Genomic DNA, 25,024 nt, shown 5'->3' on the forward strand with positions numbered 1-25,024 from the left:
GAATTTTCACTCTCACAAAAAGATTAAGAGCACAAAAAAACAAGCCCTCTTGGAGGGCTTGCGTTTTATAGTTACGCTGTTTTTTCTACGTTCAAAATTTTCACTTGGTAGCTTCCAGCTGGTGTCTCAACAGTGACAACGTCACCTGTCTTCTTACCAATCAAAGCGTGACCGATTGGGCTTTCGTTAGAAATCTTTCCTGCAAAGGCATCTGCCCCTGCTGAACCGACGATGCTGTAAACTTCTTCATCTGTTTCGCCAACTTCTTGGACTGTAACGGTTTTTCCGATCGCAACTTCGTCTACTGCAACAGCATCACTATCGACGATTTCTGCATAACGGATTTTTGTTTCCAAGCTAGAGATTTGACCTTCCACAAAAGCTTGTTCATCTTTTGCTGCTTCATACTCAGAGTTTTCTGAGAGGTCACCATATGAACGAGCGATCTTAATCCGTTCTACCACTTCAGGTCGACGGACCAATTTCAATTCTTCTAATTCTTGTTCCAATTTTTCTTTTTCTGCTAGTGTCATTGGGTATGTTTTTTCTGCCATTATTCTTCTCTTTCTATTATTTGAATGAAAAAGCTGTGGACGCGCCACATGCTTTTTCTAGTTTGAACTTGCTTGTGTCAATTTACTATTGACATGTTCTTCAACATTTTTATTGTGTTCTTCGTATGTCTTAGCGAAGAAAACTTCACCATTTTCGACATTTGCGACAAAATACAAGTAATCGGTCTTACTTGGGTTCACTGCCGCTTCGATCGCTGATACTCCAGGGTTATCCACTGGGCCAGGCATCAAGCCGGTATTCTTATAAATATTATAAGGTGAATCCAGCTCTGTATCGATCGTTGCATCTTCTTTTAAGGTCGTCTTTTGACCAAGTTTCCCTTCGGCATAAAGAATTGCAATATTACTTTGCAAAGGCATATCTTGGTTCAAACGGTTATAGAAGACACTCGCGATATCTTTGCGGTCCTGATCCGTCGCCCCTTCTTTTTCAACCAAGGAAGCAAGAGTCAATACTTCGTTTACATTGATGTTCTTGCTCTCAAGTGTTTCATAGTATGGGCTTAAGTTTTGATCCATTGCCGCAAGCATCTGATCGATCATCTCTTTCACTGTGGTATCTTTCCCATAGTTATAAGTTGCTGGGAAGAGATAACCTTCTAAACGGTAGCGAACACCAGAATCCTTACTTGGCAGATTCGCCAAGAGCTTAGGATATTTGGCCACCATCTTCTCAATAAAGGCATCGTCTTGGACAGCCTTCAAGAAATCTTCTTTCTTAAATGGAGTCTTGCCTGCCTTCTTAGTGGAGACATTGGTGGTGATAGCCGTCGCAATCTGATCGATCGTATAACCTTCTGGAATCGTGACCTTTCCAAGAACTGGAGCCTGAGGAGTTTTGGTTCCCTCTTCTTGCAGTTTTTGGATGATGGTTTCTAGATCCATGCTCTTTTGCAAATTGAAATAACCAGATTTGAAATTGCTATAGTTCTTGAACTTGGTATAGTAGTTAAAGAACTGACCATTTTTCACGAGTCCTTTTTTCTCAAGGATCGCGCCAATCTCACGATTACTTGAACCTGCTGGAATCTCAACCGTTACGAATTCTGTTGCATTTTTATCCATCGGCTTGACAGCTGAATGGATATAGGTCACAGCAAAGATCCCTGTAGCTACGATCACAATCAGCAAAAGGCTGACTACTGTCCGCACAATTCGTTTAGCGATTTTATTTTGTTTCTTTTGTTTTTGTTGGCGCTGGTTACGAGAAGAGCGCGATAAGCTTTCCTCTACCGGTTCCTGACTTGGTTCTTTTTTAGCAGGCTTTGTAAGCTCACTCTTTTCTTCCACAGCAGGAGTCGCCTTTACCGGCTCCACTGGTTCTTCTTTGGGAGCCAACGCAGATTCTTCTACTTTTGGAGGTAGTGTTGCTTCTTCCTCCTCTTTCAGTGAAGAAGGGGTTTCAATACTTCGATCAGGTAGATCATACTCTTTTTCGATTTTTAGAAGTTGCTCATTGGCCTCTTCTAAGTCTCTGAGGATCTGCTCTTTGAAGCTTAATAACTTCTCACTGTCTTGTGATTTATCAGTCAAATAATTGACCTCCCTCATCATAATCCTTAATATTATATCTTAAAAGATTTAGAAAAGCAATACAAATCGCCTTTCTTCTTTAAAATACCTATTTAATCAAGTTTTTCATTTTCCCAGACCAGATTGTACCAAACTTCACCCGCATATTGGGATTCTGACCGGCCTTCATTGGTAAATCCTTGCTTTTCATAATAAGGAATCAAATAATCATGACAGGTCAAATTGATCCCTTGGCGATTATCTTTCAACGCAATCTCTTTCATCGCTTCAAGCAAAAGGGTTCCCACTCCAAGTCCTTGAGCTTCTTTAGCAATGGATAGACTCGTAATGGAAATAAAGCCCTGTTCTAACTGACTTAGATCTTCAACCTCTGAAAAAGAGGAATCGATCAAATAGCGCTCCGGTCTAACAGGTCCTTCTAAATAGCCTAAAATCTGACCCTGGCACTCTGCTACAAGAAATGTCGTTTGAATCTTTTCGATGTGATCTTTTAAAATCTCACGCGCAATCGCTTCTTCTTCTGAGAAATTCTCAAGCTCAATGCGCTCGATGGCATCCAAATCCTGCAGCTCTGCCTGTCTAATGTGAATCTTTTCTTTCATCATTTACTCCTTCTATCGTTCCCAAACCATATGGACACCTCGATCAGACTCAGCTTCATCTCGAAATCCTTGCTGGGAAAAATAAGATAGTAAGTCTTCTGGGCAATCGATCCAAATGGCTTCCTTTTCCTTTTGAACAGCTAGATCCTTTAAAGCAGCGATTAAAATAGAACCATAGCCTTGACCTTGAAAGGCTGGTCTCACTGCTAGTCGCAATACAATTAGGTCTCTTTTTAAAGGCTGGTCTTCTGTCGCCAACAAGTAAGCCACAGCATCCCCCGCCTGCTCTGCAAGCAAAGAAATGGCTTCCTTCGAACCTAGCGCTTCCTCAAGAGTGGCCCTGTGCTCCTTTCCTTCATTGCCATGAAGTTCTTCTTCTAGTAACAGCAGCTGTTCTTGATCAGCTGGGGTGATTGATCGAATCATCATCCTGCTTTCCTCATCTCATACTCCTTCAGTGGACAGATAAATTTGAGTCTGGAACCAAAAGATTCCAGACTCAATCATCTCTTATTGTACACTATGTGTCAAACTAGATAATAAACGCTCAAATGAGTATTCATAGGTTTGAATATCTCCTGCTCCCATAAAGACATAGACTGCATTATCATGGTCAAGAAGAGGAGAAACATTCTCAGCTGTAATAATCGCTGAGCGTTTGACAATTTTTGCTTCCAAATCTTCAACTTTCACATCGCCGTGATCGACTTCACGCGCAGAGCCATAGATCTGTGCCAAGTAAACAGCATCTGCTTGATTCAAGGCTTCTGCAAATTCATCTAACAAGGCAATGGTCCGTGTAAAGGTATGTGGTTGGAAAATGGCCACAATCTCTTTACTTGGGTATTTTTGACGGGCCGCATCCAAGGTTGCAATAATTTCCGTTGGATGGTGCGCAAAGTCATCGATGATCACTGTTCCATTGACTACTTTTTCAGTAAAGCGACGTTTCACTCCAGCAAAGGTCTTCAAATGCTCGCGGACTAAATCTAAATCAAATCCTGCAATGTAAAGCAAACCAATGACTGCTGTAGCATTCATGATGTTGTGACGACCAAATGTTGGGATATGGAATTGCCCCAAATCTTCTCCACGGAAATGAACGTTGAAGGTTGAACCTGTCGTTGAGCGAAGCAAGTTGCTTGCCACAAAATCGTTCGTCTCCTTATCAAAACCATAGTAATAAATTGGTGCTGATGAGGTAATCCGACGCAATTCTTTGTCTTCTCCGTAGATGAAGAGGCCCTTACTGATTTGTTTGGCATAATCGTTAAAAGCATTAAAGACATCTTCCAAGCTCGTGAAATAGTCTGGATGGTCGAAGTCAATATTGGTGATGATGCTGTATTCAGGATGGTAAGGCATAAAGTGGCGTTCATACTCATCTGATTCAAAGACAAAGTATTTGGCTGCTGCAGAGCCACGACCTGTCCCGTCACCAATCAAATAACTGGTGTCAGTGATATTTGATAAGACGTGAGAAAGCATCCCTGTTGTCGAGGTTTTTCCGTGTGCTCCGGCAACCCCCATGCTGACGAAGTCACGCATAAATTCACCAAGGAATTCATGGTAGCGTTTATAAGTTAGGCCATGCTCATCTGCATAAGCAATTTCCACATTGTTATCTGGACGGAAAGCATTCCCGGCAATGAGGATCTTGTCGCCTTCCAAATTTTTCACATCAAATGGATAAATTTGAATTCCTACTTGTTCCAAGCCACGTTGCGTAAAGTAATACTTCTCAACATCTGACCCTTGAACCGTATGTCCCATTTGGTGAAGCATGAGGGCTAAAGCACTCATCCCTGCTCCTTTAATTCCAATAAAATGGTATGTATTAGACATGTTTTCTCCTTATTCTTGATCTAGATGGGTTAAATCCAATTCTTGTTTGATTGGCTGTGGTTTCAACTTGTGCTGATCTTTATTGTATATTTGGCTAGTCTTTAAGAAATCATAATTGTTTTTCTTTTCAGTCGGTTCTGCCACTTCTGGTTCTCCTGCAGATTCGAACTCTGCAAGGATCAACTGATCTTGTCGTAATCGTTTGCTATATTTCAATAATTCACCCGGATTTTCCTTTTGGAAGGGAGCCGTTGGCTGACCAGGTTTTCGTTCAGAAATAAATGGTTTTTTCCGTTTACTTGTAGTAGCTGCTGGATCCGTTGTCAGATAGGGAGCTGTGCGTTTCTTTTTCAAATCTTCACGAGCGCGCTCTCTCGCTTCCTCTGCATAACGATTGGCTGGGCTTTTTTTATCAATCGGCTCTTTAAAATCAGGTTTTCTTACTGGCCGTCTTTTCGGTAGGGGCTCTTCTAATGGTTGGTGGTAAGGATGCTTAGGTTTGGTATTTTCAGCAATCGGTTGCCATTCCAAATAATTTTTATCCACATAGTCGCCTGTAATGTTACTAATCAAGTCTGTTTCATCATACAGGTTCATGTGGGGCATCTCTGTTAACATCAACTCATTATCCCCTACTTGAGGAAAATATTTTTCTGTCATGCTTTCTTCCTTTCGACACTCCATTAATTATAAACTATTCACAGAATTTTTCAAGCTATTCTGACTGAATTCCAAGAATCTCACGAATTTCCTCAACCGATAAACTAGATCGTGTTTCCGTTCCGTCTAAAATCGTTGAGACCAAGTGTCTTTTGGAAGCTTGTAGTTCTTGGATTTTTTCTTCGATCGTACCACGAGTAATCATGCGGTAAACTTCAACATTTTGTTCCTGTCCCATTCGATGGGCACGTCCAATAGCCTGGTCTTCCACTGCAGGATTCCACCACAAATCGACTAAGATGACCGTATCGGCACCAGTGAGGTTCAATCCAACCCCTCCAGCCTTCAGAGAAATGAGAAAAGCATGGCGCTCACCTGCATTAAAAGCATTGGTCATTTCTTGTCGATCTTTAGCGGGAGTAGAACCTGTGATTTTAAAGGAGGTCATGCCAAGCTGGTCAATCTCCTGCTCTAGGATATCCAGCATGCCTCTAAATTGAGAGAAGATCAAAACCCGGTGTTCGCCATCCTTGATTTGACCCAAAAGATCTCGAAGGCTCTCCAATTTCCCACTATCTCCCTGATAGTCTTCCATAAAGAGGGCGGGGGTATCACAGATTTGGCGAAGGCGCATGAGACCCGAGAGAATTTCCACCTTACTCCGATTTAGTTCTTCCTCGCTAGAGCTTCGAACCCGATCTTGAATTTGTTTTAATTGAGCCAAATAGATCGTTTTTTGGCTTTCATCCAACTCATTGTGGTAGGTTGTTTCAATCAAGTCCGGTAATTCTTGGAGCACTTCATCTTTTTTCCGTCTCATGACAAAAGGTTTGACAAATCGTGCAATGGTCTCAGGACTCAATTTTTGAAATTCTCTTTTAGCTGGGAAGAGCCCTGGAAGGACAATTTGGAAAATGGACCAGAGTTCACCCACATGATTTTCAATCGGTGTCCCAGATAGGGCAAACACATGCGGAACCTCAAAGCCACGTAAGTGTTGGGCAATCTTGGTTTGGGCATTTTTCATGACCTGGGCTTCATCTAGAATCAAGTACTCATACTGATTCTTCTGGTATTCCTCCACATCTTGACGAAAAGACGCGTAACTAGTGATAACTACCTGTGGATTGGTTGCGATGAGTTCATCTCGGTGCTGCTTGAGACCATAGACGACTGCCACTTCCATCTGAGGAGCGAATTTTGAAAATTCTTGTTTCCAATTGTAGATGAGACTAGATGGAGCTAGAATCAAGATTTTAGTTTCTTTTTTTGCGACACTGGTCAAGAAGGAAATAGTCTGCAGGGTTTTCCCAAGCCCCATATCATCCGCTAAAATACCACCAAAACCATAATGATTTAACATGGAGAACCATTTAACCCCTGTTTCTTGGTAATCCCTTAGGGTCGCTTGGATTGTCATCTGAGGGAGTTGGAAGTCTTCTGGATGAGTCAAATCATGAGCTAAATTTCGAAAGTCTTCTGAAAAATGAACATTGTCTTGATCTGCCAACAAATCAGATAGCTGATAAGCGGCAATCCGGCGGGCTTGTAGTTTCCCACCCTTGCTCATTTTCGCCCGCAGATCTGCTAAGGCTCGACTGATCTTCTTGGTTTCTTCATCAAAGACAAGAACTTTCCCTGTATGGCTGACAAAATAGTCTTTTTGCCCTACTAGAGCTTTGAGGACCTGGTCCACTTCGGCTGGATCCACACTTTCAAAGTCAAAACCGATCTCCAGTAGACTGCCATTGGTTTTAACATCAATTTTTGGACGCTCCACTTGATAAAGATCTAAAAGGCTATCAGAGAGGGTAACCTCTCCTAAGGCTTCAAAAGTCGGGATCTGTTGGTGAAAGAATGGATAGATTTGCTCACTTGATAAAGGACTTCTTTGGGAAGAAAAATCATCCGTAAAACCTGCTGCTAGCATGGTTGAAAAGACTTCTTGCTCCTTATCGAAATCACTAGAATAAGGAAGATTGAGAAGTTCCTCACGCGTGGTCACCACACGATCCTGGTATTGAAAGACAACATCCAGTAATACAGTCTGATCCTGTGCTAGATCAAAATGAAATTCCGGAGTGAAATCGTGGATTAAAAAGCTGGTCGGGGCTGTTATTTGTCCCAGTTTTTTGAACTCTTTTAAACTATAGGAAAGCTTTGTTTGATCCGTTGGATCAAAATGCAGTCGTTTTTTGCGATCCTGATCCATTGGAAGATCTTGGATGGCCTTCCATAGGGTTCGCTGTTGGGGCGTCAGGTGATAGAAGACACCATTTCGAAACAGGTAAACAGCAGACTCGACAACCTTCACTTGTGGCTCAGTAATGATCAATTCGTAAAAATCACCATGGTCTTCCACCTGAAAGTGAAAGAGATCTTCCTCCCCATGGACATCCTGAAAATAGACTTCAGAAAAATCATACAAGCTGTATTGCAAGAGGAAGGAATCCAAATTCATCAGTAATTCTACAGCTTCTTCAAAGAGAGTCGGTGGAAAATAAAGATGGCGCCCAGCATTGGGAAAGAAATCTTGCTCTTTCGAGCCACTATCTGTGACCAAGCCTTGTAGGAAATTGATCACATCCTGACTAGGCCCATCAAATTCTAAATAAGAAATGGGTTCATAGTAACTTTTGCCAATTGCAAAGTGGCCTTCTTTCTGAAGGGTCTGCAAAAAAGCTAGTACATCTCTGATCACATAAGAACGCTCGTCTGGCAAGCGACGAATGCGAAGGGTCCATAAGAATTGACCAGAGTATTCATCCTCCTGCCCGACTGCTGATAAGACATAGCGTGTTGCTTTCTTTTCGATTTTTGGAAGGACCTGGTCTAAAAACAAACTTCCAAAAGAGACCTTCTCCTGCGTTTCTTCAGTCGCCGTGGCATCTTCTTCAAGACTTGCAAGAGCTGCTTTCCCACTGTCATCATTCTTCAAAAAAGCTTCCACAGCTGCCAGATGCGTACAGAATTTTTTCTTTTGAAAGAAAGCACAGCTACAAAAAACGGCATCGTCGTCCAAACTGTACCGCAAGCTTTCTTCTTCCACCCGAAAATACAGGTATTTTTCATTTACTTCCTGAAGGGAAACTTTCCCAGCTTCATAGAGAAGGCTCCCTTGTGAACGAACCTTCCCAGGAATTAATTTTGCCATGTTTACCACCTTAGATTAATCCCTTTATTATACCATATTTAAGAAAAAATTATAAAAGATAATTTTACTATTAAAAGGATTTTAACTTACTTTTAGAAAAAACTGAGACAGTATTGTCCCAGCTTTTCACCTGATTTCGTAATAGAGTTACCTCAATCAGCTATCCATGATTTTTCTCTTTTAACCGTCTGAGCGAACAATAGACAGAATAGATAAATAGAGAGGAGAAAGATCCTGATAGCCCACAGAAAAAGACAAAAAACACGACCTATTTTTTAATAAAATCCCCAACAATAGGATCAAGAGCTCCAAGCTTACGATCGAACCGAGAAACAAGAGATACAGATAGATTTTAAATAATAAGTACACAAACCTAAAGCTCTCATGATCTTCATGAGTTTACTCTACTCATCCTTAAAAAAGCATAAGGAATAAAGAATATCCGGACTATGAAACTACGCATCTGACTATCCTCCACTTCATTTTACCAACTTATTAAAAAAAGCAACGCTTATGCGCTACTTTTAGTTGTTTTCATAGTTGGAAGAATGAGCATTTTATCATTTGAAATATCCTTCTCCACTTTGATCCATTTGTCTCATATTCCCTACTTCCGTTTTCGCGCAATCAAATGGATTGGAGTTCCTTCAAAAACAAAGGCCTTGCGAATTTGGTTTTCTAAGAAACGGAGGTATGAGAAGTGCATCAGTTCTTCTTCGTTAACAAAGACCACAAAAGTTGGCGGCTTGGTTGCCACTTGTGTCGCATAGAAGATCTTGAGGCGTTTTCCTTTGTCGGTCGGCGTTGGATTAATGGCAATGGCATCCATAATCACATCGTTCAAGACAGCTGAAGGAATCCGTGTATTTTGACTCTCACTGATCTGTTTGATCATCTCTGGCAACTTGTGCAAGCGTTGTTTGGTTAAGGCAGAGACAAAAACAATCGGCGCATAAGAAAGGTATTGGAATTGATCGCGAATGTCATCTTCCCACTGCTTCATGGTATGGTTGTCTTTTTCAATAGTATCCCATTTATTGACAACAATGATCATACCTTTACCAGCTTCATGAGCAAAGCCAGCGATCCGCTTGTCATACTCCCGAATTCCTTCTTCGGCATTAATGACCATCAAAACCACATCTGAACGGTCGATGGCACGCATGGCACGCATGACAGAATATTTCTCAGTGTTTTCATAGATTTTACCAGATTTGCGCATACCGGCTGTATCGATCATGGTAAATTCTTGGCCATCTGCATCGGTAAAATGGGTATCGATGGCATCCCGTGTGGTTCCAGCAACAGGGCTTGCGATAACGCGGTCTTCTCCAAGGATCGCATTGATCAAGCTTGATTTCCCAACATTTGGGCGACCAATCAAGCTAAATTTGATGATATCTGGATTTTCTTCTTCTGTTTCATTCGGAAGATTTTCAATGATGGCATCGAGCACATCTCCAGTTCCGATCCCGTGGACAGACGATACCGGTAGTGGCTCACCCAGTCCTAAGGCATAAAAGTCATAGATATCATTGCGCATCTCTGGGTTATCCACCTTGTTGACTGCAAGAATCACCGGTTTATGGGTCTTATACAAGATACGAGTGACATATTCATCCGCATCCGTGATCCCTTCTTTCCCAGAAACGACAAAGACGATCACATCTGCTTCGTCCATAGCAATTTCTGCCTGATGCTTGATTTGCTCCATAAATGGGGCATCTACGTCATCAATCCCCCCTGTATCAATGATACTAAATTTCCGATTCAACCACTCAGCTGTTGCATAAATGCGGTCACGAGTGACTCCTTCTACATCCTCAACGATGGAAATCCGCTCACCGGCAATCCGGTTAAAGAGCGTCGATTTTCCGACATTGGGACGGCCTACAATCGCAATAGTTGGTAGGGCCATGATTTCCTCTTTTCTAATGAAAGGCGAGACTTCAGTTCAAGAACGCCTCTCTTCATTTCATAATAGTTTGTGTTTTTCTAGTAGTTTTTTGGTCTCTTCTTGTTCAGGTTGACCAAATTGAGCTGCAAGGCGCTCGCTCCAGCTGTCGGTTGCACGCGCTCCAGCATAATCTGCCTGAACCTTGTCATAGGCAATCACAACTGAAAGGTCTTGTTCTTGGTATTCTTCTTCAAAAGCAACCTGCTCCAATGGCAAACGTGGTTTCACTGCATGCTGCTGATTAGGTACTCCGAGAGCAATCCCAAAAACAGGGTAGGTATAGTCTGGCAGACGGAAGAGTTCTGCGACTTCTTCTGAACAGTAACGTAACATGCCGATAATCACTCCACCATAACCGAGACTTTCAGCTGCCAATAGCGTATTTTGAGCTGCTAGAGCCGCATCCACTGAGGTAATCAGTAAATTGTCTACCCCTTCAGGATGGAAATCTTGCTCATGAAGTTTGACAGCTTTTCCAGCGCGGTTTAAATCCCCAACAAAGAGGAGAAAGACATCTGATTGGCGAATCGCTTCTTGAGGAAGCAAGTCGTAAAGAGCTTCTTTCTTTTCCTTGCTTTTGACCACAATCACAGAATAAGACTGAAAGTTTTTCCAACTTGATGCCATCTGCCCAGCTGATAAAATTTCCTTGAGGTCAGCTTCTTTGATGGCTTCTTCCTTAAAACGGCGAACAGAAAAATGAGATTTCATTAAACGGATGGTTTCATTCATCGACGATTGACTCCTTCCAGATGGATTTCCTTGGCCAAAAATTTTACGCGCTCCATGACACGTTTGGCCTGCCAGGTTTCATCTCCATTACGCGAAGCTGCAAAATGACGTTCCAACTCTTCAAAATTAAAGTTAGAAGTAAAGAAGGTTGGGAGATTTTCCTGCATTCGGTGCTGCAAAATCACTTGTAAGATTTCATCTCGCACCCAGGCTGACATCTGTTCCGCACCGATATCATCGAGAATTAAAATTTCGGCTTTTTTCACCTGATCGACGGTTTCTTTGACCAAGCCTGAACTGATGGCATTTTTAACATCGATAGCAAAACTTGGAAAATGAAGTAGGGTAGTAGAGGCCTGGCGTTTTTCGGATAAATCATGAGCCAAGGCTGCCATCATGTAGCTCTTTCCTACTCCGAAATCACCATAGAGGTAGATCCCCTTTTGATATTCAGGATAGTTGGCCACAAAATTAGCTAATTCTTCAAAGGCCTCAAATCGCCCCTTATCATCGAGTTCTACCTTGGCTAGACTCGCTTCTTTCAAGGTTGAAGGGAGATTGATCAAGTTGAGACGTTGGTTGATCGCAGCTCGTTTTTGGGCTTCGATTAACTCTGGTGTTTCCTCATAAGCGACATCCGCATAGCCTTCATTCATGGTGAGGATGGGCTTATAACCTTTGGCAATATAATCCGGATCTCCCAATAAGAAACGGTTGCGTTCACTAATGTATTGATTAAATTTTGAAATACTCCGTCGAATTTCTTGTTCAGACAAAGACTGGTCCTTGATAAAGGCAGCAACTTCTTGGTCTGCCAAGATCTGTGCGACCAAATCCTCATAGTTAAATTGACGCGCACGGTTCATGTGAGACATAGTTTGACCTACACTTTCCATCTACTCACCTCCTTGATTCAGTTTTTCTAACAGGCGTTGTTTCTCTTTAGCAAGATCCACCTTTTCTGCTTGACTGGTTTGATTTTGATAGTTTGGTTGGCTCCACTTGGGAACATTGCTGTGCTTGCTCTTGGCTGATGTAGGACTCGTTCCCTTGTTTCCTTGAGCCTTAGCTTGTTCCTGGCGTTCTCGAACTTTTAAAATCGCCAGTTCTGCACTGTTGACCCCTTGATAAGAAAAATCATTTCCTACCTTCAAAGCATACTTTTCATTGAGATTAGCAGACTGGGTCTTATTAAAGGTCAACAATAAGATGATATTGATCACCTCATCTAATAAGCCTAGATCAGCTAACTTGGATAAAGTCTTGCGTTCGCTCTGCGTAATGGTCGCATTGCGCGCCTTCTTAATCTCTGCTAGAAATTGTAGGCTGGATTTTGCCTTAGCTTCCCTCAGAATGGTTTCTTCCTGACGGCTATAGGACATGCGTGGTTGCTCTTGGCTCGCCTGAGCCAACTTTTGCTTCATTCTCTTTGGAGAGACAATCCGGTCTACAGCCGTTTCTTTTGCTAGGAGATAGGTTTCATACCAGGTCCATTGTTGTTCTTCTGCGATGGCAAAGAGGGCTAAGGTTGCTTCTCCTTCATCCGCAAAACGAAGTCCATCACGCCCCATCATTCGCTTAAACATCTCCATATCAAACTGCTGTTTCTTACTTGGAAGAACGGTCGTCTCCCCAGCATCTAGTCCAAAGACTTGCGAGAAGGAAACTTGCCGTCTAGTCCCTAAAGAGCGTGCTGGGAGCAAATCCTCCACGGCCTTTTCCCCAATCTTTTTTTCAAGCAAGCGTTTAAAAACAGCATTCGAAAAAAATTGTTCTGAGGCAAGAGGAGCATGTAATTGGATGGCGATCCCAACTTCTTCCTCATAGAGATCGATCAACCCCATAGCAATTAAGCGATCAAAGGCTAGTAGCAACTGTGGAAATCCTATATTCAAGTGATTGAGGATTTGAGCAAGTAAATATTGTTTTTCACCCTGATCATAAGAGGCCAGCAGATAACGATAAACTGCTACCGTTTCCGTCTCCAAAATAGGCAGGTAATACTGCTCCAATGCAGCCCCTGCCGGTGGAAGAAGATTATTTTTTAAAAATGCGAAAGGCGTATTGGGCTTCATCTATTTTTCCTTTTTCTTCTTGGTTCCCTTCGTAATTTGTTTCAAGAGGGTTTCTAACTCACCGACATCCTTGAAACTCCGGTAAACACTAGCAAAACGGACATAGGTGATCTCATCTAGATCTGCTAACTCATCCATGACCAACGAACCAATATACTCACTGTTGATTTCATTATCACTTTGGCTCCGAACCTTTTGCTCTATTCGGTTTACAATTTCTTCGATTTCGTCACTAGAAACAGGCCGTTTTTGAGCCGAGCGGATAATACCGTTAAAGATTTTATCACGAGAAAATTGCTCGCGTGTCCCATCCTTTTTGACAACCACTAGGGTCCGCTCTTCCACTCGCTCGTAGGTAGTAAAGCGATAATGGCACTCTTCGCATTCCCTGCGACGACGGATGGTGTTCCCATCTTCAGCTTGTCGACTATCCACCACACTAGACTTACTTCCACCACATTTTGGACAACGCATTTGCTACCTCCTTAAACTGTTTTAACACTTCATTTTACCATAAATTGAATCGTAAAGAAAGCAGAAGAACAGGAGAATCCCCTATGCTTGCTCCTCATTGATCCATAAAAAAGAGTCGAAGGACGATTGAATAAAATCGTTTTCCTTTCGACTCTCCGTTAATATTAAAGTGACAATTCAGCTTCTAAGCCATAGTGATCACTGACATGGGCTTTGTTTTGACCATCAAAAATGACATGTAGACGCTGGATGTCCCATTCTGGACTTGCAAAGATGTAATCGATTCGCAATGGAACTTGATTGTCCGTCCAGCCATCGATTCCAGGGCCTACAGTATAAGTACCCTTGGTTTCTTTGGCTTCTATAAAGCTGTCTTGAAGTTTAAGGGAACTGGATAGAATCGTCTCATACCCTTCTTGACCAGCAGGATTATTGAAATCACCAGCTAGAATAAAGGGTTTGCCTACTTGGCTGAAGTAGTTCTCAATGCGTGGCCACTCAAATTGGAAACCTTTGTCCCACCAAGAAAGATGGACGCTGGCAACAGCAATTTCTTTGCCATCCACACTTGTATGGGCAACGGCCACTCGACGCGTATGATAGTCCGTTGGGTCATCCATATTGGATACCAAAATCTCATCCGCCTTCAAGGGTTGACGCGAAAGAACCGCTACACCCTCATTGAGATGATCATAACCAATATGGTTGTAGGCCCAAGTCCAATAATAATGGAGTCCTTGAGCAGCTAACTCTTCTACCAATACGCGAACAAAGTGATCTTTGTGAATGGCTACAGCTGATGGCAAAGCTTGATAATACTCATCTGTTTCGACTGTTTCTGAGGCCATTTCTTGATTGACCTCTTGGAAACAGATCACATCATATTGCGCTTCCAAAATTTGTTCCTTGAGGGTTTCAAATTTTTGCTGAGCATTCTCTTCCATCCAACTATGGGAATTTAATGTTAAAAATTTCATCCCCTGATTTCTCCTTCTCTCCAAATCAAGAAACGGCAAGAGGCCGGGTGCACTGCCCCAACCTCATTTTCTTTGCCGACGTCTCTTATAATTCTACTGTTGCAACTGGCGCATTTGCAGCCAATTTACCAGTATGTTCGACCTTAACGGATTTAATCGCATCTGCATTTGTGAAGACAACAATTGTTGAAGTTTCACGACCAGCTGCACGGATTGCATCAAGGTCTGCTTCCACCAAGAGGTCTCCAGCAGCCACTGTTTGACCTTCAGAAACTTTAACCTCAAATGGTTTTCCTTCAAGACTAACAGTATCTAGACCGATGTGAACCAAGACTTCCAAACCATTATCTGTTACCAAACCAAGGGCATGTTTGGTTGGGAAGACACTAGTAACTTTACCAGCAACTGGTGAAACGATGTGCCCATTTTCAGGCTCAACTGCAAATCCGTCTCCCATCATTTTTTGTGAGAATACAGGATCTTTCACATCTTCGATGTTAATCACTTCACCATCTGCAACAGAGTGAACTTCATCAGTTACCCCTTTAAAGGTTGCTTCAGCCTTTTGAACTGCTGTCATTTGGCTAGGAAGTGTTTCAGGAATAACTTCACCTGAATCAAGAACGTCTTGGATATCAGATTTCAATACGTCAGCTTTAGGTCCGTAGATCGCTTGGACCCCTTGTCCTTTCATGACAAGACCCATAGCGCCTTCAGCTTTCCATTGTTCTTCTGTTCCGACTTTTTCAGCGTCCTTAACGGTTACACGAAGACGAGTCATACATGCGTCAACGTCGACGATGTTAGCACGTCCACCAAGAAGGTTGATAATGTTAATGACTTGTGAGCTTGCTGAGCTTGTAGCAGCACCTGCTGCTGCACCATCTCCTGCAGGGGCATCATCATTTTGTTCATAGTTACCGTTACGTCCTGGAGTTGCATAATTGAATTTCTTAATCATGAAGTTAGCAATGAAGTACATGATAAAGGCAAAGAGGACTGTTACCCATACAAAGTTAAAGATATCTAGTGCCAAACCAGCGTTGATGGCCATTGGGGTACGTGTCAAGAATTCGATTGAACCGAATGAGTGGACACGAAGGTGAACCAAGTCAGCCATTGCAAAGGCAGCTCCTTGAACAAAGGCATAGATTAGGTATAAAGGTGTTGCAATGAACATGAACATGTATTCAATTGGTTCAGTAACACCTGTCAAGAATGTAGCAAGGGCAGTTGCAAAAAGCATCCCTTTGTATTTTTCTTTCTTATCTGGGTCCACATTGCGATAGATAGCAACTACAACCCCCATCAAGATACCAAATGATCCAATCATTTGACCAACTTTGAAACGAGCTGGTGTGTACGCATGAAGCAAGTGTTGGTATTGGCTAGGATCTGCCTTCTTCAAGTTAACAAGGTCTGTTACCCAAGCTAACCAAAGTGGATCTTGTCCAAATACAGTTGTTCCTTTGGCAGCACCTGTAAGAACTTGGTAGCTACCACCCAATTGAGTATAGTTGATTGGAATGGTCAACATGTGGTGAAGACCAAACGGCAAGAGAAGACGTTCCAAGGTACCAAACAAGAATGGTGCCAATACTGGAGCTGTTGATTGTGAGTTGGCGATCCAGACACCGAATCCATTAATTCCTGATTGAACCACTGGCCACAAGGCTGCCAAAACCAAGGCTGTAAGAGCTGAACGAACGATAACAACGAATGGGACAAAGCGCTTCCCGTTAAAGAAAGAAAGGGCTTCTGGAAGTTTACGGTAGTTATAGTATTTATTGAAAGCAGTTGCTCCAACAAAACCTGAGATAATCCCTACAAACACCCCCATATTAAGTGCCGGTGCTTCAAGGACACTAATGAAGTAGTCTGCAACTTTAATTGATCCACCTAAGATCGTATGAACGGTAGCATCCTTATCAGCCAACATTGCAGATGTAACTCCAAAAACTGCACCGGTAATACGGTTAATCAAGATGAAAGAGAGACCAGCCGCAAAGGCACCCCCAGCACGCTCTTTGGCCCAGCTACCACCGATAGCGAGTGCAAAGAGGATGTGAAGGTTACCGATAACCCCCCAACCGATTTGTTCGAGAATCCCACCTGTAATAACAAGTGGAGATAAATTCGGGTTGATCATAGGGATTGATTTCCCGATTGAAATCATCAACCCAGCAGCTGGCATGACAGCGATAACGACCATCAAGGCCTTACCAAACTTCTGCCAGAATTCAAAGCTAAATAAACTTTTGAATGATCCTTTATTCATCATTCAACCTCCTTATATTGTTTAAGGCTTTTGTTTTTAAGAAAACGTTTGCGCTTAATTTGTTTCTAGTATACCACATTTTAAAAATTTGTAAAGCCTTACATTCATTTTTTTCTCTAAATTTTATCTTTTTTTATCTTTTTTTAGCCAAATCCTTTTTAAAACCCATCCTTTTCAAACGCAAACGTTTCCCTTGAGTCATAAAAATATTCGAACCCTCTAAGGGTTCGAATATTTTATTCTAATGTGTCTTGCATGGCATAGCCAATCCCACGAACGGTCTTAATATAGCTTTTTTGACCGGGTAGATCAATTTTCCCACGGAGATAACGGATATAGACGTCCACAATATTAGTCTCACCTGTACTCTCGTACTTCCAGACACTTTCCAACAACTGATCTCGTGTCACCACCTCTTTGCTTCCCATCAGAGTCGCTAAGAGATCATACTCTCTGCGGGTTAAACTAATCATGTCTTTCCCACGATAGACGGTATGGTGTTCCACATCAATGCGCAAATTGCGGTATGATGTTGGGATTTTCATTTGGCTACAATGTTGGTCAATATAATCACGTCCTCTAAAAATGGCTGTGATCTTATCTACCAAATCGCTGATAATAAAGGGTTTAACCATATAGGAAACGGCAAAGCGCTGAATACTCTCTTTGTGCTCAGCAATTTTTTCGCGGCTATCCAAAACAATCAAAACAGAAGCTGGGCGAATCCGACTGATTTCCTCTGCGAATGTTTCACCAGACATATCTGACAAATCGTAATTAAACAAGATCAGATCATATTTGGTCGCAGCGATCAAGGCCAGACCCGCTTTTCCATCCTCGACCACATCAACTTGATACCCCTCTTTTTGAAGTTCCAAATCAATGAAGCGAGCGATTTGCTTCTCATTTTCTACTAGTAGAACTCGTTTGACCATAGAGCAAGATTATTTTTCGTCGTACCAAGAATAGTGGAAGGTACCTTCTTTGTCTTTACGTTGGTATGTGTGAGCACCAAAGTAGTCACGTTGTGCTTGGATCAAGTTCGCTGGAAGATCCGCTGAACGGTAGCTATCAAAGTAAGTGATGGCTGCTGAGAAGGTTGGTACAGGTACACCTGCTTGAACAGCAAGAGCTACAATGTCACGAACTGATTGTTGGTACTTAGCAGTGACATCCAAGAAGTACTCATCCAATAGAAGGTTAGCAAGATCTGCATCGCGGTTGTAAGCATCTGTGATCTTTTGCAAGAAACGAGAACGGATGATACATCCATCGCGCCAGATAGATGCGATGTCCGCAAATGGCAAGTTCCAATTATTTTCTTTAGAAGCAACACGCAATTGCGCAAAACCTTGTGCGTAAGAGATGATTTTTGAGAAGTAAAGGGCTTGACGAATTTTTTCGATCAACTCAGCCTTGTCTCCTTCAAATTTGAATGCAGCTGGTTTTGGAAGAACCTTGCTAGCGTGTACACGTTCTTCTTTGTAGGCAGAGATGTAACGAGCAAATACTGACTCAGTGATGAGTGACAATGGTACACCAAGGTCAAGCGCTGATTGGCTAGTCCATTTACCAGTTCCTTTGTTTCCTGCAGCGTCCAAGATGTAGTCTACGATTGGTCCATCTTGACCTTCGTCGTCTTTGCGTTTCAAGATATCCGCAGTGATTTCGATCAAGTAGCTGTCCAATTCACCCTTGTTCCATTCAGTGAAGATTTCAGCCATGTCTTCTGCAGAAAGACCAAGCAAGTGTTGCATGAGGTCATAGCTTTCTGCGATCAATTGCATATCCCCGTACTCGATCCCGTTGTGGACCATTTTCACGTAGTGACCAGCTCCATCAGGACCGATGTAAGTCACACATGGTTTTCCATCTTCAGGCGCTTTTGCAGAGATTTCTTCAAGAACGTCAGCTACCAAGTCATACGCTTCTTTTTGCCCACCAGGCATGATTGAAGGACCTTCAAGGGCACCTTTTTCCCCACCAGATACACCAGTACCAATAAAGTTGATTCCTGAGCTCGCCAATTCTTCATTACGACGGATGGTATCTTTATAGAAAGTATTTCCTCCATCGATCAAGATATCACCTTTGTCCAAGTGTGGAAGAAGGGCTTGGATGGTTGCGTCTGTACCAGGTCCTGCTTGAACCATGAGCATGATACGACGTGGTTTTTCGATTGAGTTTACGAAGCTTTCGATATCATAGCTTGGCACAAAGTTTTTATCAGGATGGCAAGCAATCACATCTTCTGTTTTTTCTTTACTACGGTTAAAAATGGCAACTGTGTAGCCACGAGATTCGATATTAAGGGCAAGGTTACGACCCATTACGGCCATACCAACAACACCAAAGTTTGCTTTAGTCATGTGACACTCCTCTTTATAGTTTGCCTTTATTCTACCATTTTTCCTCCTCAAAAGAAAGCAGAAAATAGCTTCCCGCCTTCTCTAGAGGGAGAAGATCATGCAAGTCATTTGATCTTAAAAACAAAAGCGCCCGAGAAACAGTTCTCAGACACTTCTTGATGAATGGCATTAATCTTCTTTAGAAGCTAACTCCTCTGCTTCAATGACCGGTTGTTCTCCTTCTTTGAGTTTATTGACCGTCATATTGACCCCAAGAGCTCCTGCTAGCAATTGACGAATATCAAATCCGGCTCCTTGAGAGACTTGGTCGATACTTTGCATAATATCGCCCACCATCTTAGAAGCATTGCCTTCCCCGTACATGGTGATCTTATCAACCTTGGTTAATGGTTCTGCGACAGCACGCGCAATTTCAGGCAACTTATCAACGACCATTTCAGTAATGGCAGCTTCTTGCATTTTCTTCATCGCTTCGGCCTTTTGGTCCAAACCTTTGGCTTCGGCTTCCAGTTTCAAGCGAATGGCTTCAGCCTCAGCACGACCTTTGGCTTCAATAGCTTCGGCCTCTTGCAATTGAGCAAATTTCTCAGCTTCGGCTTGGGCTTTCCGAGCTTCGGCTTCTTTTTGTGTTTCGAAGAGCTCTGCTTCCGCCTTGCGTTGGCGTTCAATCAATTCTGCTTCTGCAGCTTGTTGACGCGCATATTTTTCAGCTTCAGCTTGTTTGCGGATGTTGGCATCCAATTCTTGCTCACGAACCTTAACTTCGCGCTCTTTGACTTCCGCTTCTTTTTCCTGTTTCATGATATTGGCTTCGGCTGCCACGCGCTCTTGTTCACGACGTTGCACTTCTGCCTCAATCCCTTTAGCGGCATCTGCTTTTGCTTGGGCAATATCTGCTTCTTGCTTGAGGGCTGCTTGTTTAAGTTTTAATTCGTTTTGTTTTTGTGCAATTTCAAGATCGGCAGCGACGCGTTTGTCGTTGGCCAATTTATCTTGTTCTGCTTCGACTTCCTTGCGTTCGCGTTCTGCTTTGGCTTTGGCAATCAAGGCATCTTTCTTAATGGTTTCAACATTTTCAATCCCGAGGTTATCGATGACTCCCCCTTCATCAGAGAAGGATTGAACCGTAAAGGCGATGACTTCTAGACCCATTTTAGCCAAGTCTGGCGCTACGTTGTCTTGCACTTTTGAGGCAAACTCTTGACGGTCATTGACCATCTTACGGAGCTCCATCTGACCGATCACTTCCCGCAGGTTTCCTTCCAAGACATCTTGGACAGAATTGGAAATATCTGTCGTATTCCAGTTCAAGAAGTTTTCTGCAGCCCGGGCAATCATTTCATCGGTTGTACCAATTTTTAATTTAACAGCTGCATCGGCACGGACGTTAATGAAGTCCAGTGTTGGGACTGCTTCTGACGTCCGAACATCTGTCGAGAATTGCTCAATATCAAGATAAGAGCGTTGTTCGACAAAGGGAATCATAAAGCCAGCTTTCCCACGCAAGTGACGTTGCTTCCGAAGACCGGTAATGACCACGACTTCGTTGGGTTTAGCGTTGACATACCCTTTGACCAACAAGATCAATACAAGAATGGCTACGATTACAAAAGTAATCAACCAACCTGGAATAAATAAAGTATCCATACTTTTTCTCCTTTTTTAGAGGTCTCCCCTCTGTTGTTTATTAATCCTAGTATATCAAAAGAAGGCCTTTCCTCAAAGAAAAGACCTGTATTTATGTCTAAATTTATCAAATGCAATCTCTAGCTTATTCTTCGTCAAATAATCCTTGAAGACCAGCGAAAGGACTGTTTTCTTCTTTCTTAATCGCTTGAGCGGCTTGGTATTCTTCTTCGGATAGGATTTTCCAATCATTGCCTTCGATAAAACCTTGTCCATCCTCTTCTTCTGGAGTGAGAACCTTGAGGGGAATATTGAGCAGAATATTATCCGCTACACTCTCACTCAGGTCAATCTTCCCACCTTCGATTGGAAGGATCAAGTCTTCCTCTAGGGCCTCGATATCTGCGTCAGACTGTACATCCTCCGCAAATACCTCTGTTACAGGATAGCTTTCTTGAAGATCGACAGGCTCCATGCTTCGGCTAGATGCCAAAACGATGGTGTAGGTCAACTGATAATCCAAGACATAGAGGCCTGTATCATAGGCTACTCGTCCTGTCGCTGTCACATTCTTTAAATCAAGAATTTCTGGATTACGCTTTTGCAATTCCTTGAGCAAATCCAACTCTTGATCAAAGGCTAGTCCTTCAGGATTTTTACGGATTTCTTGTGTAAATAGGTTCATTCTTTTGTCCTCAAATCTTCTAGATACTACTAGTATATCATGAAGCTGCCCCTCAACCAAGAAGTCTCCTCAAAAATTTGTTATAATCATGAAAAAAGATACAGTAACTAGGCCAATTGGTGTTGTACACAAGGTTCCACCATCTCTTGGACAAAAGAGGGTCACTGGCTAGGGCATTGTTAGATAGAGGAGAATTCATGAAAGAAATCGGAGCTGTTTTTCGGCAAATACGTGAAAGTCGCCACATCTCTCTAGAGGAGGCTACGGGTGGCGAATTTTCGCGCTCCATGTTATCTCGATTTGAAAGAGGAGAAAATGACCTGACGACGCAACGGTTTTTTCAGGCTTTGCAACAGATCAAAACCAGCCTCAGTGAGTTTTCTCATCTAGCAGGAATCGATCAGCACTCCTTTATTCCCAAATTGTTGAAAGAGCACTATGAAAACATGAGCTTGGAACACGACCAAGACTTGTACCAAAGCTACCAGCAAGCCTACCAGAAACATCAGAAAAAAGAAGACTTCTTAGCCAGCATTATTCTCAAGGCCAAAATACTTGGCTTATATCCTGAGGTAGAGTTGGCTGCTAGCCAAGAGGAACTAGATTTCCTCTATGACTACCTCTTCTCTGTCATGGTCTGGGGAAATTTTGAGTTAAGCCTATTTTCACTGACCTCTCCTCTTTTCTCTAGTCAGCTCTATCGACAATACACAGAGGAGTTGGTCCAACGGGAGGATTTCAAGCTTCTCCTAGATTCCTCTCGTCCTGCCATCAATTCTATTTTCCTTAATGGCTTTTTTCTCGCCATTAGTTCAAATGAATTTGAAGATGCATCTTTTTTTGACCACCTAATTAACGACCACTTTTACTCTGAGAACGAAGCCTACCTTCGGACGGTTTATCTCTACGCCAAAGGAGAATTTCTCTATCGAAAGGGAGAAAAAGAAATCGGTCTTGAAAAGATGGAACAGGCCATCCAGGTTCTCTCTATTCTGGATTGTAAGGACAGTGCCAACTACTACAAACAGGGCCTGCAAGAACTGATCAATAAATCCTAAAAACTCACAGATCTACTCTGTGAGTTTTTGTTGAAAATATGCAACATTAATTTTTTCTTGCTTTTTAGGTTTACAATAGGACTATCAAGTAAAGAAAGAAGGTTCTTCCCATGATGACCAAACTAAAAAACCACTTCCTCCGCTTTCTTCTCTCACATACCAGCGTTTATCTGAAGGATCAGGAACTTCTTCTCTCTGAAGAGGAGAAAATGGACCTCTTCAAACAGATCTTTCGATCCATCAAACAAGTCCTAGCAACTAATCACGTGAAGGAGGAAGGCTCATGAAACTCTTAGCTCGTAATAAAATTTTTGCCTTACTTAGTCTTTCACGCTTTTTAAATACCCTTGGCGCTGCCATCTACAATCTGGTCTTTGTGGTCTTTGCTGCCAGTATGCCACAGCCGAGCCTAGCAGTTGGAATTGCTAATCTCATTGTGTTTATTCCTAGCCTCTTTACCATTTTTGTCGGGATGAAGGCTGACCGCACGAAGAAAAAAGCTAACTGGTTGATCCGCATTGGCTATCTTCAAGCCATCCTCTTCATCCTTATTGCTCTCATGACCAAGATTCCGGGTTACCTAGCCTTTTCGATTGTTTGCTTTTTAAACATTATTTCAGATTGTTTGAGTGACTATCGCGGAGGCTTGCAACTCCCTATCATGAAAAAGAACATCCCAGACGAGGATTTAATGGAGGCTTATTCCTTCAACCAACTGCTTAGTATGGTCTGTTCGATTTCTGGACAAGCTCTAGGAGTTTGGCTGCTAGCTATCAGCCATCAAAATTTTGCCCTGGTCGCTTCGATCAATGCAGTGACTTTTCTCCTGTCTTCTACCTGTCTCTTGATTAGAAAAAAGCAGCTGACACATGATCCCGTCATTGAGCCCAAAAGTAAGAATTCTTTGGTACACGAATGCCAAGAGATGTACCAGAACGCCAAAAGTATTTTTGCAGATGAGGAGGTCCACCACTTTGGTAAGTTGCTCTTCTCATTGGTTCTCATCAATGCTCTTGGGGGATCCATCTCAGGTATCTACAATTTGCAACTGCTTCACTCCCCCTTCTTTCAATTGAGCTTTAGCCAGTCGCTCTTAATTTTAGAGGCAGTAACTATTTTAAGCATGGTATGGGCTAGCCTGACACCCCACGATTATTTTTCCAAGCAATCGCTCCACCATATCCTCCTGTGGATCACAGGTGGGCTGACCATGCTTGGTCTCACAAATATCCTGATGCACTGGGACATTCTTTCCCTTCTACTCATCACATTCCTTGGTTATCTTGTTGCAAAAATCAACCCAAAAGTTTCCAGTCTTTTAATGAGTAAATTACCCGCTGAAAAATTAGCTTCTACCTCTAGCTTTTTGGGACTGATGGTCAGCTTTGCCATGCCACTTGGGACAGCTCTCTTTTCTAGTCTAGCTATCTGGAGCCTTCCCCTAGCTTGGGGGACCTTTGCCATCCTTGGTTTCACTACCCTCCTCTTAACTACCAAATAAAAAACCCACCGTTTGGTGGATTTTTTTTACATTTTTCTTAGGCGAGCCACCCGCTCAGCAATGGGTGGGTGGGTATAAAAGAGTTTTTGCAATCCGGATTCTTTTTTAGGATCGTTGATAAAAAGAGCACTGCTCGCATCATCGACATGTCGTTGCATTGGTTCGCTATTTTCTAGTTTTAACAAAGCATTGATCATCCCTTGAGGATTCCGCGTCAATTCAACACTTGAAGCGTCTGCTAGGAACTCCCGTTGACGAGAGATGGCTAACTGGACCAGGGTCGCTGCTAATGGTGCTAAAACGATGGCAAGCAAGGAAAGGATCAAAATAACAATCTCCAAACCACCGCTACCTTCTCGATCATCGTCCCGGCTACGGCCACCGCCCCACCACATCATCCGACCACCAATGCTAGAAAGCATGGTGATGGCACTAGCAAGGGCAACTGCAATCGTAGAGATGCGAATATCGTAATTGCGAATATGGCTGACTTCGTGTCCGATGACTCCCTCCAATTCCTCACGGTTCATCACAGCTAGAAGACCTGTCGTTGCTGCAACAGCAGCATTTTGAGGATTAGACCCTGTCGCAAATGCATTCATAGAAGGATCATCTACAATATAGACCCGAGGCATGGGGATCTGGGCTACCATAGCCATATCTTGTACAATATGGTAGAGTTGAGGGGCTTGCTCTTCCGTTACCTCACGCGCCCCATTCATCCGCATGACAACTTCGGTGGATTGAAAAATCATGCTAAAGGCATAGATTCCACCAATAATCAAAGCTAGGATGACGCCACCAAGGGAGGAGCCTAACCAGAGGTAACCAACGGCTGCTCCGATAAGAGCTAAGAGTATGAAAAAAGCAATAAGGAGAATCCAGGTTCTCCTTTTATTGCTTGCAATTTGGTCAAAGAGCAT

Annotated in this window: 22 protein-coding genes; 3 read left to right on the forward strand and 19 right to left on the reverse strand. The window is 42.7% G+C overall.

What is annotated here, in order from left to right; all coding sequences use genetic code 11:
• Positions 1 to 71: 71 nt before the first annotated feature.
• From greA to HMPREF2893_RS06555, 18 genes are all read right to left on the reverse strand, one after another.
• On the reverse strand, positions 72 to 554 hold the full coding sequence (gene greA, locus HMPREF2893_RS06470; RefSeq protein ID WP_003005389.1) for a transcription elongation factor GreA: 483 nt from the start codon (positions 552 to 554) through the stop codon (positions 72 to 74).
• Between the two features lie 57 nt (positions 555 to 611).
• A complete protein-coding gene (mltG, locus tag HMPREF2893_RS06475) occupies positions 612 to 2,129 on the reverse strand; it encodes an endolytic transglycosylase MltG (RefSeq protein ID WP_186822245.1) in 1,518 nt (505 codons plus the stop codon).
• Positions 2,130 to 2,200: 71 nt separating this feature from the next.
• Positions 2,201 to 2,710 (reverse strand): GNAT family N-acetyltransferase, encoded by a 510-nt coding sequence (locus tag HMPREF2893_RS06480; RefSeq protein WP_176745539.1) that lies wholly within the window; start codon positions 2,708 to 2,710, stop codon positions 2,201 to 2,203.
• A gap of 12 nt (positions 2,711 to 2,722) precedes the next feature.
• A complete protein-coding gene (locus HMPREF2893_RS06485) occupies positions 2,723 to 3,139 on the reverse strand; it encodes a GNAT family N-acetyltransferase (protein WP_024054776.1) in 417 nt (138 codons plus the stop codon).
• An 81-nt stretch (positions 3,140 to 3,220) separates the two neighbouring features.
• Positions 3,221 to 4,555 (reverse strand): UDP-N-acetylmuramate--L-alanine ligase, encoded by a 1,335-nt coding sequence (murC, locus tag HMPREF2893_RS06490; protein ID WP_024054775.1) that lies wholly within the window; start codon positions 4,553 to 4,555, stop codon positions 3,221 to 3,223.
• Positions 4,556 to 4,564: 9 nt separating this feature from the next.
• Positions 4,565 to 5,215: a divisome accessory protein ZapJ gene (locus HMPREF2893_RS06495; RefSeq protein ID WP_003017389.1), complete on the reverse strand. Its 651-nt coding sequence runs from the start codon at positions 5,213 to 5,215 to the stop codon at positions 4,565 to 4,567.
• Between the two features lie 55 nt (positions 5,216 to 5,270).
• Positions 5,271 to 8,369, reverse strand: coding sequence for a pilus expression-regulating Snf2 family helicase (locus HMPREF2893_RS06500; protein WP_070675102.1), 3,099 nt, complete (start codon positions 8,367 to 8,369; stop codon positions 5,271 to 5,273).
• 607 nt (positions 8,370 to 8,976) lie between these two features.
• Positions 8,977 to 10,287 carry a ribosome biogenesis GTPase Der gene (gene der, locus HMPREF2893_RS06505; protein ID WP_003005632.1) on the reverse strand — a complete coding sequence of 437 codons (1,311 nt, stop codon included), beginning with the start codon at positions 10,285 to 10,287 and terminating at the stop codon, positions 8,977 to 8,979.
• A 57-nt stretch (positions 10,288 to 10,344) separates the two neighbouring features.
• Entirely contained in the window at positions 10,345 to 11,058 is a 714-nt protein-coding gene (locus tag HMPREF2893_RS06510; protein WP_070675110.1) for a nitroreductase family protein, read from the reverse strand.
• The gene (gene dnaI / locus HMPREF2893_RS06515) at positions 11,055 to 11,954 is read right to left on the reverse strand and encodes a primosomal protein DnaI (RefSeq protein WP_003008404.1); all 900 of its coding nucleotides are present in this window, start codon (positions 11,952 to 11,954) and stop codon (positions 11,055 to 11,057) included. Before dnaI ends, HMPREF2893_RS06510 begins: the two co-directional genes overlap by 4 nt.
• Entirely contained in the window at positions 11,955 to 13,133 is a 1,179-nt protein-coding gene (locus tag HMPREF2893_RS06520) for a replication initiation and membrane attachment family protein (protein WP_070675113.1), read from the reverse strand.
• Positions 13,134 to 13,607, reverse strand: a complete 474-nt coding sequence (gene nrdR / locus HMPREF2893_RS06525) for a transcriptional regulator NrdR (protein WP_003005476.1) — start codon at positions 13,605 to 13,607, stop codon at positions 13,134 to 13,136.
• Positions 13,608 to 13,771: 164 nt separating this feature from the next.
• A complete protein-coding gene (locus tag HMPREF2893_RS06530) occupies positions 13,772 to 14,584 on the reverse strand; it encodes an endonuclease/exonuclease/phosphatase family protein (RefSeq protein WP_070675116.1) in 813 nt (270 codons plus the stop codon).
• An 85-nt stretch (positions 14,585 to 14,669) separates the two neighbouring features.
• Entirely contained in the window at positions 14,670 to 16,862 is a 2,193-nt protein-coding gene (locus HMPREF2893_RS06535; RefSeq protein WP_037608409.1) for a PTS transporter subunit IIBC, read from the reverse strand.
• A gap of 236 nt (positions 16,863 to 17,098) precedes the next feature.
• The gene (locus HMPREF2893_RS06540; RefSeq protein WP_070675119.1) at positions 17,099 to 17,797 is read right to left on the reverse strand and encodes a response regulator transcription factor; all 699 of its coding nucleotides are present in this window, start codon (positions 17,795 to 17,797) and stop codon (positions 17,099 to 17,101) included.
• Between the two features lie 9 nt (positions 17,798 to 17,806).
• Entirely contained in the window at positions 17,807 to 19,231 is a 1,425-nt protein-coding gene (gene gndA, locus HMPREF2893_RS06545; RefSeq protein WP_070675122.1) for an NADP-dependent phosphogluconate dehydrogenase, read from the reverse strand.
• A 168-nt stretch (positions 19,232 to 19,399) separates the two neighbouring features.
• On the reverse strand, positions 19,400 to 20,878 hold the full coding sequence (locus HMPREF2893_RS06550) for a flotillin family protein (RefSeq protein ID WP_003017392.1): 1,479 nt from the start codon (positions 20,876 to 20,878) through the stop codon (positions 19,400 to 19,402).
• Positions 20,879 to 21,002: 124 nt separating this feature from the next.
• Positions 21,003 to 21,542, reverse strand: coding sequence for a YceD family protein (locus HMPREF2893_RS06555; RefSeq protein ID WP_070675124.1), 540 nt, complete (start codon positions 21,540 to 21,542; stop codon positions 21,003 to 21,005).
• A 197-nt stretch (positions 21,543 to 21,739) separates the two neighbouring features.
• On the opposite strand from HMPREF2893_RS06555, the gene HMPREF2893_RS06560 reads away from it, so the two are divergent.
• From HMPREF2893_RS06560 to HMPREF2893_RS06565, 3 genes are all read left to right on the forward strand, one after another.
• Entirely contained in the window at positions 21,740 to 22,600 is an 861-nt protein-coding gene (locus tag HMPREF2893_RS06560) for a helix-turn-helix domain-containing protein (RefSeq protein ID WP_070675127.1), read from the forward strand.
• A 110-nt stretch (positions 22,601 to 22,710) separates the two neighbouring features.
• The gene (locus HMPREF2893_RS11120; protein WP_173019406.1) at positions 22,711 to 22,887 is read left to right on the forward strand and encodes a hypothetical protein; all 177 of its coding nucleotides are present in this window, start codon (positions 22,711 to 22,713) and stop codon (positions 22,885 to 22,887) included.
• A complete protein-coding gene (locus HMPREF2893_RS06565) occupies positions 22,884 to 24,101 on the forward strand; it encodes an MFS transporter (protein ID WP_070675131.1) in 1,218 nt (405 codons plus the stop codon). Before HMPREF2893_RS11120 ends, HMPREF2893_RS06565 begins: the two co-directional genes overlap by 4 nt.
• A gap of 26 nt (positions 24,102 to 24,127) precedes the next feature.
• On the opposite strand, the gene htpX is transcribed toward HMPREF2893_RS06565, so the two are convergent.
• The gene (gene htpX / locus HMPREF2893_RS06570; protein WP_070675136.1) at positions 24,128 to 25,024 is read right to left on the reverse strand and encodes a zinc metalloprotease HtpX; all 897 of its coding nucleotides are present in this window, start codon (positions 25,022 to 25,024) and stop codon (positions 24,128 to 24,130) included.

This window comes from Streptococcus sp. HMSC072C09 (genome assembly GCF_001813105.1).
Taxonomy (GTDB): Bacteria; Bacillota; Bacilli; order Lactobacillales; family Streptococcaceae; genus Streptococcus.

Excerpts from the sequence above, each read along its gene's own strand:
- HMPREF2893_RS06520 (WP_070675113.1), bottom strand. The coding sequence starts at position 13,133 with ATGAAGCCCAATACGCCTTTCGCATTTTTAAAAAATAATCTTCTTCCA.
- nrdR (WP_003005476.1), bottom strand. The coding sequence starts at position 13,607 with ATGCGTTGTCCAAAATGTGGTGGAAGTAAGTCTAGTGTGGTGGATAGT.
- HMPREF2893_RS06535 (WP_037608409.1), bottom strand. The coding sequence starts at position 16,862 with ATGAATAAAGGATCATTCAAAAGTTTATTTAGCTTTGAATTCTGGCAG.
- HMPREF2893_RS06565 (WP_070675131.1), top strand. The coding sequence starts at position 22,884 with ATGAAACTCTTAGCTCGTAATAAAATTTTTGCCTTACTTAGTCTTTCA.
- greA (WP_003005389.1), bottom strand. The coding sequence starts at position 554 with ATGGCAGAAAAAACATACCCAATGACACTAGCAGAAAAAGAAAAATTG.
- murC (WP_024054775.1), bottom strand. The coding sequence starts at position 4,555 with ATGTCTAATACATACCATTTTATTGGAATTAAAGGAGCAGGGATGAGT.
- HMPREF2893_RS06555 (WP_070675124.1), bottom strand. The coding sequence starts at position 21,542 with ATGAACCTATTTACACAAGAAATCCGTAAAAATCCTGAAGGACTAGCC.
- mltG (WP_186822245.1), bottom strand. The coding sequence starts at position 2,129 with ATGATGAGGGAGGTCAATTATTTGACTGATAAATCACAAGACAGTGAG.
- HMPREF2893_RS06560 (WP_070675127.1), top strand. The coding sequence starts at position 21,740 with ATGAAAGAAATCGGAGCTGTTTTTCGGCAAATACGTGAAAGTCGCCAC.
- HMPREF2893_RS06540 (WP_070675119.1), bottom strand. The coding sequence starts at position 17,797 with ATGGTCAAACGAGTTCTACTAGTAGAAAATGAGAAGCAAATCGCTCGC.
- gndA (WP_070675122.1), bottom strand. The coding sequence starts at position 19,231 with ATGACTAAAGCAAACTTTGGTGTTGTTGGTATGGCCGTAATGGGTCGT.
- HMPREF2893_RS06500 (WP_070675102.1), bottom strand. The coding sequence starts at position 8,369 with ATGGCAAAATTAATTCCTGGGAAGGTTCGTTCACAAGGGAGCCTTCTC.
- HMPREF2893_RS11120 (WP_173019406.1), top strand. The coding sequence starts at position 22,711 with ATGATGACCAAACTAAAAAACCACTTCCTCCGCTTTCTTCTCTCACAT.
- HMPREF2893_RS06530 (WP_070675116.1), bottom strand. The coding sequence starts at position 14,584 with ATGAAATTTTTAACATTAAATTCCCATAGTTGGATGGAAGAGAATGCT.
- HMPREF2893_RS06510 (WP_070675110.1), bottom strand. The coding sequence starts at position 11,058 with ATGAATGAAACCATCCGTTTAATGAAATCTCATTTTTCTGTTCGCCGT.
- dnaI (WP_003008404.1), bottom strand. The coding sequence starts at position 11,954 with ATGGAAAGTGTAGGTCAAACTATGTCTCACATGAACCGTGCGCGTCAA.
- htpX (WP_070675136.1), bottom strand. The coding sequence starts at position 25,024 with ATGCTCTTTGACCAAATTGCAAGCAATAAAAGGAGAACCTGGATTCTC.
- HMPREF2893_RS06495 (WP_003017389.1), bottom strand. The coding sequence starts at position 5,215 with ATGACAGAAAAATATTTTCCTCAAGTAGGGGATAATGAGTTGATGTTA.
- HMPREF2893_RS06485 (WP_024054776.1), bottom strand. The coding sequence starts at position 3,139 with ATGATGATTCGATCAATCACCCCAGCTGATCAAGAACAGCTGCTGTTA.
- der (WP_003005632.1), bottom strand. The coding sequence starts at position 10,287 with ATGGCCCTACCAACTATTGCGATTGTAGGCCGTCCCAATGTCGGAAAA.
- HMPREF2893_RS06480 (WP_176745539.1), bottom strand. The coding sequence starts at position 2,710 with ATGAAAGAAAAGATTCACATTAGACAGGCAGAGCTGCAGGATTTGGAT.
- HMPREF2893_RS06550 (WP_003017392.1), bottom strand. The coding sequence starts at position 20,878 with ATGGATACTTTATTTATTCCAGGTTGGTTGATTACTTTTGTAATCGTA.